The sequence below is a fragment of the Gaoshiqia sediminis genome, from assembly GCF_025907915.1.
GTDB lineage: Bacteria > Bacteroidota > Bacteroidia > Bacteroidales > Prolixibacteraceae > Gaoshiqia > Gaoshiqia sediminis.
On sequence record NZ_JAPAAF010000025.1, the window covers coordinates 16634 to 29568 of the forward strand.

At 41.0% G+C, this 12935-nt stretch carries 7 protein-coding genes; all 7 read right to left on the reverse strand.

What is annotated here, in order from left to right; translation table 11 throughout:
* Positions 1–82: 82 nt before the first annotated feature.
* Positions 83–703, reverse strand: coding sequence for an RNA polymerase sigma factor (locus N2K84_RS14380; protein WP_282592519.1), 621 nt, complete (start codon positions 701–703; stop codon positions 83–85).
* 34 nt (positions 704–737) lie between these two features.
* A complete protein-coding gene (locus N2K84_RS14385) occupies positions 738–4004 on the reverse strand; it encodes an alpha-mannosidase (RefSeq protein ID WP_282592520.1) in 3267 nt (1088 codons plus the stop codon).
* Positions 4005–4015: 11 nt separating this feature from the next.
* On the reverse strand, positions 4016–5545 hold the full coding sequence (locus N2K84_RS14390) for an amidohydrolase (protein WP_282592521.1): 1530 nt from the start codon (positions 5543–5545) through the stop codon (positions 4016–4018).
* Positions 5546–5811: 266 nt separating this feature from the next.
* A complete protein-coding gene (locus N2K84_RS14395; RefSeq protein WP_282592522.1) occupies positions 5812–6837 on the reverse strand; it encodes an IPT/TIG domain-containing protein in 1026 nt (341 codons plus the stop codon).
* Between the two features lie 21 nt (positions 6838–6858).
* A complete protein-coding gene (locus N2K84_RS14400; protein ID WP_282592523.1) occupies positions 6859–8919 on the reverse strand; it encodes a GxGYxYP domain-containing protein in 2061 nt (686 codons plus the stop codon).
* Positions 8920–8973: 54 nt separating this feature from the next.
* On the reverse strand, positions 8974–10623 hold the full coding sequence (locus tag N2K84_RS14405) for a sulfatase family protein (RefSeq protein ID WP_282592524.1): 1650 nt from the start codon (positions 10621–10623) through the stop codon (positions 8974–8976).
* 95 nt (positions 10624–10718) lie between these two features.
* Positions 10719–12893 (reverse strand): hypothetical protein, encoded by a 2175-nt coding sequence (locus N2K84_RS14410; protein WP_282592525.1) that lies wholly within the window; start codon positions 12891–12893, stop codon positions 10719–10721.
* Between the last annotated feature and the right edge of the window lie 42 nt (positions 12894–12935).

A 12935-nucleotide genomic window follows, 5' to 3' on the forward strand; every position in this document is an offset into this window, starting at 1 on the left:
TCTAAGTAGCGGTAAAGTGAAATTTATAGACAAGGTTTTTCAAGAAAATACAGAAGAAATGCAACAAAAAGGCTTAAACCAATCAGTTGGCTTTTTGAAAAAATGACCGAAACAAACTGAATAAAATCAGGTCTGAATAACATTCTAACCCAAATGTCTCCTTGATCGATTTAAGGGTCCGGTAAATCATCGTGCGTGCCGATTCGACACTGATCTGCATCATTACGGCAATCTGAACATAATCAAATCCGCAATTGAATTTTAGGTATAGCGCTTCTTTTTGCCGGATAGTGAGTTTTTCTGTGACCATTTTCAGAAACATTGACCGGAGTTCATCTGTTTCGATCGCAATCAGGGAACTTTCAGCCGAATAGCTTATCCTGAATTCTGCTTCCCCTGGTTCGCCGACCGGCAACAATTTTTTTGTTTTCCTTCTTTCGGAAGCCATTTGGTTCCGCAGCGACTTCAGCAGGTAAAATTTGATATTCGTTACCGGTTTTTGTTTGTGCCTGTTTCTCAGAAGATCGACAAACAAATTCTGAATACAATCCTCAACAAGAAAACGATCGGATGAATATTTCATCCCAAAATTGAAAAGCACGTCGTAAAATTCAAAATATATAGATGAAAGAGCCTCTTCATCACCATCCATGAATCTTTGCCAAATACCATTATAAAGTTCAATTTGTTCGTTATTCAACATGCCAGATGTGAATTATTTAAGACAAAAAACCTTATTATCTCAGAACAAACTTCTTATTATCTTTAAAATTATCCGTCAGCGAATGCAGCAACTTAATGTCATCGGCCTCTTTTTGTGCAACAGTTACTGCAAAAACCTTAATCTTCTCGTTTTCTGGCAGGGTAAGTTCTGTAGAACCTTCAGGTAAATCGATTTCATATTTGTATATGTGCGAATATTGATAAGCTACATTTTTTGATGGATAGTGATTGTGATGATGCGATGCAAACCACGCAATATTGCTGTTTTTCACAAACGGATCATTTACCGCAAGGACTTCTTTTTCGTCAGCGCTAAGTATCCTCGTATAGGGTTGACCAATGAAACCTAACCAATTCTGGATATTTAAAGCGACCTTTTTTTCTCCAATAGAAAAATAATCTGTAACATCTCCAGTCGCAGCTGCTAAAATGTATAATTTATTATAGCTACCAGCCGGTAATTCAATGATCTGTCCCTTACAGCTTACCACATTGTTTTGCATATCTTCTTTGCTACCCATCCTAAAACGAATGCCTTCGCTAAGAATCGCATCAGGAACCAATTCTGCCGGATAACTTTTTTTCACATTCGACACCCTGTCAAATTCGACTTCACCTCTGACTTCACTCATCACACCATCGAACCTGTTACGATCAAAACTCATAACATCTTCATTATATGGCAACTGAACTACTGACTGTACATCTTTAAAACTTGAACCTGGAGCAAATTTTATAGCATAACTTCCAATCGTGTAATGGGAAAGGTCGAATCTTATCCTGTTTTCACTAAAATGAACATCTCCGATCCGTTGTTCCTGTCCGTTAACTTCATAGGCATCAACTATATTTGCCTGAAATAAAGCCTCAATATTTTTTTGATCCTTTCCGAACAATTCATTTACACGAAGAATATAATAATCACTGTTTTCGGCCTTTTTGAATGCCATCATCCCAACACTTGAATCATTAAATTCCAGAAATGAGACAGATTTTCCAAGTTTTCCCTGATGCTTTGGAGCTTCAAAGGCAACTAAAGGCTTATTAAAAAATTCAGCTTGCTTCGGAGTTTCAGATTCATTCCAATTCCCCTTGTGGCTATATATTCCGTATTTAATATCATGAATTCCAAAATCCTGAGTACCCTGATGAAAATATCTGATATCGTTGATCCCAGGCGTGTAAAGTAATGTGAGTCGTAAAGTATTTTTATCTGGTTTATCGGAACCATATTTACAATCTTCTAAAATCGATATTCCAAAATCACCTGTCTTATCTGTCAAATCAAACCATTGCCTTGTAGGAACTTCAAACTTCCTTGAATGATTGGTATTACGCTGAATTGTTCCAACTCCCATATTGTAAGTAGCATTTTCATTTTCTGCCACCAAAGGGAAGGAGGCTTTTAAACTTACTGACGTTGATTGCCAATCGATTTGGTTATTTATCTCAACTCTTTTTCCTGCACTCCCTGTACCCAAACTTATAATTTGAGCAATTTCTGTGTTTCTTTTATTCCGAATTACTTTTAAAGCTACCCTGACGGGGCCGTTTTCTAATACTTTTATTTCAGCAACTTCATCAAAATAATCAATCGGAGGATTTTGGCGATTTTCCCATGTCATATTCCAGGCCGGGGCACTATTGGGTTTTTCATAAAGAAATTCCAAACGAGCCGGTCTCAATAATAATTCTTTTTTTAGTTTTTTATCATAAATACTCGCAATATCACCATTTTCATTAACTTTAATATTATAGTATTCATTTTCGACTGAGTTAGAAGTTACCGTCAGTTTGGTGTTTTCTTCCCGTATTGCATTTGCTTCCTGAACATCAAATACGGCCAAACCCATTGACGGAACTTCTGCCAGGAAGATAAATTTCAGTTTATTCCCGTTTTTAGACAGAACCTGTGAAGGCACTTCTTCCCCGTTGGTATCAAAGACTTTAATATTGTGGGGCAGAGTCGAATATTCCAACTCTGCCGTTACGATATCATCCCTGTCAGCTGCAACCGGGTTGTAAACGATGACTGCTCTCCCTTCCACTTGGGTGTTGAGTTGTGAAGAAATTGTACTTAATGCATTTTTAAGGGTCTCGGAGAATCCATTTTCTGCAATAAATTCGTCATTATAAGCAAGTTCATTGGCGGAAGGGATCGCTGTTCCTGGCAAAATATCATGCATTTGGCTTCCCAAAACCAATTCCCAGGAACAGTTAAGTTTTGACTGGGGATATTCTGTTTTCATAAGAGAAGAAGCAACCGACGCCATTTGTTCTGCCGATTGAGCCAAATTCTCGTTTTTCCTGTTCATTCGCTTTAAAAACGCTTGTGAAGTGAGGGAACCGGCACTATGTTGAGTCAGTAACAGATCGCCGGAATATTCAGGTAAACTTTCTCGAATTTCCGGTGAAATATCCTTGAACATTTGGTCAGTTGAAGTCAGAACAACCTTAAATTTTCCATCTGAACTATTCGCATTTCGAACAGCATTTCGCACATCATTTTCGCGGGGGGCGCCACCTTTATCTCCAATACCGTAATAAACGTAATCAAAAGCGTACCCCGATTTCTTTAAATTCGATTCAATCCGTTCATTAAATAAATCGCTTTTATTTAAATCTTCTTCAACCCCCCGGGTATAACTCGTTCCGATTAATGATGCTATTATTCCTTTCCCATCCGGTCCGTTCCATACTCCAACATTAAAGGGAAGATCGATTGCAGCGCCTGATTTCAATTTTTGAGTTGAAAATCCCAATAGTCCACAGTGATGCCATGCAGAAGGAACGCTGCCGATGAAACCAAAACAATCAGGCAGCATATAATCGTAGCTTTCCTTTCCGAATTCTTTTCGAAAAAAATCATTGCCATACAAAACCTGGCGAATAATTGACTCTGATGACGATGCATTTACCTCCCCTTCTTCCACTGAAGAACCGGAAATATGCCATCTTCCTTTTTCAATATATTCTTTGACTTTCTGATACTTTTCAGGATAATATTCCTTCATCATTTTGTAACGGCGCGACCCCGTAAAGTTGAAAACGTATTCAGGATACTTTTCAAACAGGAGAAAATTCTCGTCCATCGTGTTTTTGATGTATTCATCGATTGATGCCGTATAATCCCATCTCCATTCTGTATCCAGATGACTGTAACCGATTGTATATAATACCCGGTCTTTCTTTAGATCAAATTTTTGTTGCATTTCAAGCGGTTGGGCAAATACGCTCAAAGGCATTAACAAAACAGATAGTAATAGTGATTCAATTTTCATATCAATAATTTTTATTTATAATTCAAGTATAAATCCTCCATTTTCCCCCTCCATTTTTGCATTAAAGCACTGTTAATATCCAGCGGAATTTTAGCATCTTCCGGAAGAAATGTTTTATATGGATGCTCTTTAGAATATGCCTCAAATTCAATTCGTATTTTTTTCAGCTCATCTGGCTTTGTCAGAAGATCAATAGCAGAAGCGGCCATTGCTTTGGCGCCTGCATTGAGTCCTTTCCAGGCCGTGGAGCCATAATTGCATGCCACAGAAGACCAGTGATGCGGAATTTTTCCGGGAACTCCGCCGGGAAAAACGATTGTCGCTGTCGGTGCAATCAGCGATACATCGCCGACATCGGTTGAACCTCCGCCAGTAAAAGGCCCTGAAAATGATTTGATCGGATCAACGTTTTCAGGCATTCCTTTCATTTCTGCTCCGAGATTTTCCTGAAGCTGTCGGGCAAATTCCTCTTCATCTTCCGTCCATTTAGGCATACCAACTAATTCTATATTTTTTTGATATAATTCTGCGGCAGCCTTGTTGGCATGTAGCTGATGGATAGCGGTCAGGCACCTGATCTCCATCTCCGTGTCGGTTGCCAGAGCTGCGGCCTTCGCGCAATTGACCACTCGCCTGTACATTTCCCCGATTCGTTCATCGCTGTTTCTGAGATAATACCACACCCGGGCTACGTTAGGGATCACATTGGGAAACTCCCCACCTTCCGTTATGACGTAATGCATTCTGTGCCCAAAGTGCAAATGCTCCCGCAAGTAGTTCGTGGCAACATTCATCAATTCAACGGCATCCAACGCACTTCTTCCCTTCCAGGCAGATGCTGCATGTGCTGTTTTTCCATGGAATGAAAAAATGACAGAATACATCGCGCTTCCTTTCACACCATATCCCGTTCCAAATTTGTAATCGCTGTGATTATCAATAACTGCGTCCACGCCGTCAAACAATCCGGCGCAGATCATATAAGGTCTACTAATGAGGTTCTCCTCGCCGGGAGATCCGAAAACTTTAATCGTTCCCCGGATATCATACTTGTCCATTGACTTTTTAATGGCGATAGCTGCTGCCGTTACTGCTGTCCCCATCGTGTTGTGTCCGCAACCATGTCCCGGCGCGCCTTCAATCAAAGCCTCCCGACTGGCAACGCGGCCTTTTTGTGAAAGCGCTGGCAGCGCGTCAAATTCAGCCAATATCCCGATTACCGGCTTACCGGACCCATAGGATGCCACAAAGCAGGTAGGCATGCCTGCCAAACCCGTTTCCACCGTAAAACCTTCCTTTTTCAGCGTCTCTTCCAGAAGTCGGGAGGATTTGTACTCTTGCAACCCTAATTCTGCATAAGACCAGATTGCATCGGAAATTTTCCCGAACTTTTCGACAGTTTCACCTCGGCTAAGGTACTTCAGCGCTTCTTTCTTTGCTGGATAGATATCTACAGTGTCCAGTTGTGCGTAGCCCAAGATGGAAATCTTTAAGATCCAGACTGTCAATAAAACCTTTTGCCATGAGTTTTTCGTTTTCATAAACTGTATTTTTGCGGTGAATTACTCAAAACCTTGCATTGAAGGCGGCGTTGATGGAGGTGCGGCAGTTGGATCGCTTCCCCAGTTTTTATTCGGTCTCGGCCCCATTAGCAACATGAGCTTTCCTCCTTTTACAACATCGGAATGTGAACCTCATGGTTATGAAGGCTTATTTACAGTTAAACGCTTATTGCCAAGGATATAAATTGTTCTTTCAGTTCCTTATTTAACTTAAGGCAACTAATAATTTTAGATCATCAATATTTCTAATTGAAGAGATAAGGCCCTCCAATTGATAATCTGGCATTGTCAAAACTCAAAGAGTAAAAAACACCACCATCAGCTTCTGTCAATGGAACACCATTTGTGCCTCCCGTTCCATAACTTCTTTGAACCTCAACACCAAACCGTTGCATTTGGCTCATTTCGAAAGTACCAATCTCAGCGTCGTCAATGAAAGAAGTCATAGGAATGTTCAAATTATACCACCCGTCTTCGTTTGGAGTGCCCCCCAATTTAGCTAAATCAGATACAGTTGGAATAAATTTGTAATCATCTCCATCAAATCTCACTTTTAAACCAAACAACTTACCATCATATCCCTGAGGTAAATCTCCAATATTCACCTGAATATTGAAATAGACATCCTGAAGTGAAACATCTGAGAAAAAATCGGCATATGTCCCCGGTGACATTAGGTCGCTGTTCCATGTTGTAGCAGCATAAGTTCCTGAAAGATCTGCACTACAATATCCTTCAAAATGGAAAAAATTGCCATCAATCGAGTTAGGCAAACCAACAGCATTAGCGATTACATCCTGGTCATCTGACGTTCCATATGCCGTTGATTCTTCTTTATCTGCTAATCCATTGTAAATGCCTGCATCGTTCCCATCAAACGTCATGATGAGCTCATTATTCGATTCAATAACATAGAATTTTAAAGTTTCATCAGATGTTGTATAAGTTTCGATGTCGTTCACACAAGTTAATGTATTCAATCCGAGTTGGGCTTGTTGTGGTATGGTAATTTCAATTATTGAATCTGACGTCGCATTAAAAGCAGCATCAAGGTCTCCAACCTTTATAGAAATTACTGAAAGCATATTTACTCCTTTGACAACTACGTTTTCCCCAACTTGAGCAGAGGCAGGCTCTATGCTGGTAATTTCAATATTTGCTGGTGCATCATCACTACTATCGTCGTCATTCTTATTGCAAGAAGCCAACAAAAAAATTAACATAATCGAACTGTACAACACTTCTGATTTTAGGAAAAAACTATTTTTCATAACTCTGCTTTTTTAATATTATTATATAAAACTTACTGGGATCTTAATTACGGAATTATTATTTACCAGATATTCCAGTTCCCCCTTGCCTCTGCCTTCTTTGTTTCGCAAATTGACCGTTAAGCCAATTTCTGCCTGATCTTTACCTTCAATTTCCAGCGTTTGCGACGATGTGGAAGGATCCGTCCAAGCCTCGCAGGTTAACTTTAGATGTACGCGAGCTTCCACTTTTTCATCGCCAAAATTTTGCAACCGAACGAAGATTTTATTGAACCGACCGTTGCGAAGCACAACAGACTCCGGCATAAAATATTCGGGAAGATTCAGGCCAATCTGGTTGGTACGTGCCGCGGCGAACCGGGCAAAGAAGCTGTTGCAATCTGTCGCTTCAAAGGTATTTTCATCCAGGCGGCCCATCAGTTTGACCATATCCGGATATTTGAAATAACTTCGTGGGATGTGAATGGGAACGAACAACGGCCGCTGCGTCCGCCTTTTTGCCAGCAGGTTCAAATATTCTTCCATGTCTTCTACCGTATCCGTATGAGCAATCGGCAAGGCGTTGGACAACCATACCATGTAATCGGAAATTTTGCCATCCTCTTTGGAGCTTCCATACATACGCTCCATTCCCGGCGCACGCGTGTACCCCTGCACAATCCCGGTAATATCCGGCCCCAAAGCTTCGTTGTAGATTGCCATTTTTTCTTCCGTAAGAGAACGATAACTGTTCAGTACGACCAACGAACTCAGACCGGTCTTTTGCAGATAAGGCTTGGTGGCATAAAGATGTGATTTAAGTTTATCTGCTGGCATGAAACCGGGAAAGGTGTATCCCATTCCCGATGCGGATGCTACGAAATGATCATTTTCGGTTGCCGTAGCCTGAAAGTAATCAAGGATTCCGGGACCTATGTCGGCGAGTTTCGTTTGCATTTCCCAGTTGAAAGGAATTTTTCCCCGTTCCTTGCTGAGCCATTGTCCACCATGTGCATTGCGCAGCAGATGGTTCAACGAGTCGCCATCTGATAAAATAAATGCCAGGTAGATTTTATCTTTCAGCGATTTGTCTATCTTTTTTTCAATATTCCTTTTTTTGAAGTTCTTCACGCCATTCTCAACCTTTACCCGGCTGTGAAAAGAAAAGTTCGGGACGACATTTGCACCTCCAACAGCAATTTTGCCATGCTTTGACATTTGACTAATGTGCTGGTGTTCTGAATCTCTCGCGCCATGCCAGCCCCAAACAGTGGCATGAGGATTCAGTTCCGAAAGAATCTTGTCTTTCAGCGCATACTCTTCTTTATGGGTAGGATTGCTGGAAAGATCAAAAAACAGCGCCCGTTCAGCTACCGGATAGTCGCGTGAATTGTTTGACGTATAAAAATTGGTTTCCAGCTTCCCGTTTTTGTATTCAGCACCACTCAGTATGGTTACCAGATCACGACTTGCGTCCGGCCATTGATTTTCATAAACCCATTGGTAGGTTTCCAATCTGTTCAAGTTCCTGAATTTTATCCCATTGACCGCTTCTCTCAAATCACGCCTGACTGCTAAACCGGGTAGTTTTTTGCCCTTCAGCAATTCTTCAGTCACCGGCAAAAGGTTTTCTAGACTGGCATAATTCGCAGCAATATTAATTGACTCGGGCGCCAGCGGATCAACGACAACGTAACCGTTCACACCCTCCCAGCCAAGTTCGTTCAATAATGCATAGGGATCGCCAAATTTCTTAAAATTCAGATGGCCATATTTTTTATACCAATCCAGGAAAATACCCCTTTCATACGTATTGAAATAGACCTTTGCCGAATGCCGGTTAACGATCCCTTGGTAACATCTGAACAACAAGGATTCCCAGTACGACAGTTCACTTTTAACCTCTTCGCCGATCATATCACAGTAAAAAATATCCTGTCGGCCATCCTTGGTCCCGGAAGAATTTATATTTGCAAGAAGCGGGGATGCGATTAAACTCCCCAGCATGCTTCCACCGGTCAACATCCCGGTGGATTTCAAAAAGTCTCTTCTGTTGGAAGAAGAACCTGTTTCCACTTTTTCGAGTCTATCAGAGTTTTTCATAATCAATTGCTTTACTTGATTTTAGTCTATTGGTTCAATTCATCGAAAACAGTATTATTCAGCAGGATTTGGGAAATCCCGAATAGGACTATATCTTTTATAAGAATCAAAAATTTCCTTGTCTGGTCCAACTATCCTTGGGTCTCCTGATCTTGTTAATTCTTTCATTAGGGCCCTTTTCATCTCTTCTTCTGTTTCCTCGTAATCAGGCTTTCCCGTAAGATTAGTCAGGCAAAAAGGATCATTTTGAACATTGAAGAGTTCAAACTCAGGACGCTTACCATGTGCCAATTCAAAGAATGGATTAATTTCCTCATCCTGCCAGTTTTCAATAATATATGACTTTGTCGGGGCTGCATCAATATCAGTAAAGGCCCAGTCCGAATGATGGATCCCCATGTCATCGAGGCCATACATAGGCCAGAGTTGGTCTGTTGTCCCTTTCACAATACGCTGAGGAGCACCGGCTGGCCAGCGTTCCGGTTTCAAATTCCAGATTAGCAGAAAATCCTGGGACCGGATTGCACGTTGCGGATATCCCCAGTTCAAATACCTGGATGAAGAGTGCCTTTCACGTCCAGTAAACACATACTTTTTGGATGGATCAACAATTCCAGTTTCTTTTGATTTTAGAATATGAAGGATACTTTCGCCGGAAACAGGAAGCATTCCCTCAGGGCTTGTGCCGGTCACTTCGAGTATCGTTGGTGCTAAATCGGCAAAACTTATCATATCATCCACAATCCTGCCTCCTGGAAATGACTTTGGATAGCGGACCGCAAATGGAACATGAATCCCATACTCATACGCATTAGCCTTTGCCCTTGGGAAGGGCATGCCATTATCAGCAGTTACAATAACAATGGTATTTTCCAATTCACCTATCTCTTCCAAATAGGTTAACATACGCTGTAAATGAAGGTCGAACCACTCAATTTCTACTGCATAGTCAAGCAAATCGCCTCTTACAATTTCACGATCGGGGAAAAATCCCGGTACTTTCACATTTTCCGTTTTCTTATCATTTCGCTTCCAGGAGTCCTGTTCATATGAGCGGTGAGGTTCGTGTGCACCAAACCAAAAGAAAAAAGGTTTTTCTCCACGCACATTCTCCATGAAATATTTGAAATTCTCAAAATAGTTTATTGTACTAATCCCTCCTGCTGTCCTCTCATCTCCCGGTGATCCTTTCTCATAACTTATATTGCTGTATGTTATGCCCCCCGCATCAGTAGCACGCCACAAAGAATCCTGCTCATTCCGGGCATACTGAAATGGAGCAACTCCTTTTCCGGTACGACCTGTTACGTAACCATTGGCATCCAGCAAATCAATGAAAGGAATATGTTTTTTCATCCAGGAAGAAGCATGTTGCCCCGATTGCTCATTTTGCCAGTGATAACGACCGGTAACGATAGTACTCCGCGATGGTGCGCACCCTGGCGAACCGGCAATGCAATTACTGAAATAAATTCCTTCCCGGGCAACTCTGTCAAATGCAGGGGTTTTTATATATTCAGATCCACCAAAACTGGTATGCCCAAATGATTGGTCATCTGATATGGCAAATAAAATATTGGGTTGTTTTCTGTCATCTAAGCCTTCTCTTTGTTTTCTCTGTTCTGCTTTATCATTCGAACAAGAATATAAAGCAAGAGCAAAAAGAGGTATGGTTTTGCTTATATACTTACTAAATAGTTTCATTTTCTTTATATTAACTAATGTGCAAAATAAATTATTAACATAGATGTCAGGCTAATCAATAGATCTACATAAACCTGTCATAAAATAACTTACCATTATCTATCACTCTGTCGAACCAGGAATAATCCATCAAGTTTTCCCAAAGTGACTTTCCCATTTTCCTCCTGCCCGTTATTTGTAACAGGATCCTGGTCGGGGGAACCTTTCAACCTGCGAAACTTTTCTCCTGGCCATATTTTTTCAAGATCAACAGTTACTTCATGCTCGGATGGATTAGCGATAACAAGCCCTCCCTCAAATTGCCGGACAATCACGTCTGGCGCGGCATAAATAGCGATATCGGATATTGTCACCGACTCATTCCCCTCAAAATTGAACGTCAACTCAGCCGGATTCTTAAACTCACGAAAATAGAACCCTGCAGTAAACGGTTTTTCATTCATCTGAGACATGTTCTTCAAAACCCGCTCGAAAGTTTTATCTTGAACAAGTGAGTAATTTGTAATTACCTCGCCGTCATATGAAGTTCTGGGCCCACCGGCAGCATCAACATACATTACTCTTGCAAATTCCATAGGATAATTAATCATGGGATCTGCTTTTACCGTAGCTGAGACAAACAAATCTTTCCCTTTACAACCAAAATCACCAATCCGAAAATACATAAACCCGAGGTCGCTTGATTTCCTATTTAATTTCATTGTTCCCCCATCAAAGTCTATTAAGCAGTTGGCTGATTTTATTTTTTCCTTTAAATCTACTCCTTCCAGTAGGTTTATTGATTCAGTAGCGAGTCTTTTTGCAGGCCCCAGTCCTTTCCCCAACCATCCAAGTTTATTTTCCTGGCCCTTACGGAGTTCATCCCAAATAAAAATTTCATTTCCAAGTTCTTTTCTTCCACTGGGTATGGTCATGGAAATCCCTGCATCGCAAATTACTGCTGCAGCAAATGCCAGTCTGATATCAGCGATGCGTTCGTCACTTGGTTTGGATTTAATATAATTGAAAACGGGTTTTCTCGAATTGACATTCCAGAACATGAGCCTGTTTATACCGCCGCCCCAATCTTCAAATGCTGCATCATCACCCCCCGTTGGAAATTTTTCATGTTCGATTCCGTTGAGAATTCCAACCGATCGTTGATGAAACCAGCGGTCATTGTCTGCCATGATCAACTTATCATCTCCCATCAGTTTTCGCAGTTTTCTCAAAAAATTGATTGCGCCAATCCCATAGCTTGGATAACCGTTCAATAAACCTCCGTCAGGGTGACCATCTGCATCATAGTCTAGTCCTCGACCATCCGAAACATTTGGAACAGGTACATGATGGAGCACGTCAAATTCTAGCCCATCGAATTTTTCAAGCAATCCGCCCTTTGTGAACCACCCTGCTAATTGCTCAGCAAAAACATCACTCGCCTGTTTCCCATTTTTGTCACGTGGGCTTACGGTTGCATGGTTATAATACCATCTAAGGTTATTTGACACAGCTCCTCCCGGCCCTTCATACACATGGGAGGCAGCGTATGAACTTCCTGCTTTGAAGGCTTTTGGACTGGTCCCGTAACAACCTCGTTCCACTTTGATAGTACCCTTTAGGTAATCTACCTCAATAAGCCTGATCTGTTCGCTATAATTCCAGTCTGGCTTTCCGTTTGCATCAAACCGGCAAAGACCAATGTCTTCAATCCTTTTTTCTTTCTTATTTCCAATATAGTTTTTAAACAGACTTATATCACTTACCCTGATTTCTGTTATGCCCTCTTCCGCTGGTAAATCCTTCTCAATAACTGCACCTTCATAGTAAAGCCAATGGCCCGCAAAAAAAGGATCAGTCTCAAATTGTGGATCTCTGGCCCTCCCGCAAATGTGAAGAATTACAGCTTGTTCCGGATGTAAGCCTTTTAAACTATTAAAATATTTGCGCACCTGCCCGAAATCACCCGTTGTGACTTCCTCGGGAAGCGCTTTGCCTTCGACTCCCATAAGACTGCTGTAAGCCGGATACCATTCTTCCCAGGTTGTAGAAGATTGTCTTCCTATTTGCTCAGAATCTCGAAAAAAATATACGATAGGATTTTGATCATTCCTGAGGATACGCAATTGGCTCAACTGGGAACTTTTATTCACCTGCGCACTAACAAAAAGATGAAAAAAGAAAAGAGCTAGAAAAGATATGATGCGATATTTTCTGCAGCCACAGGATAAACCTCTGAATTCATTCTGTAACAGATGTTTACACTCCTCTTTTAAATAATTTAAAATCATACTTTTATAATTTAATAAGTTTAGTATTTTTTTACATAAGTA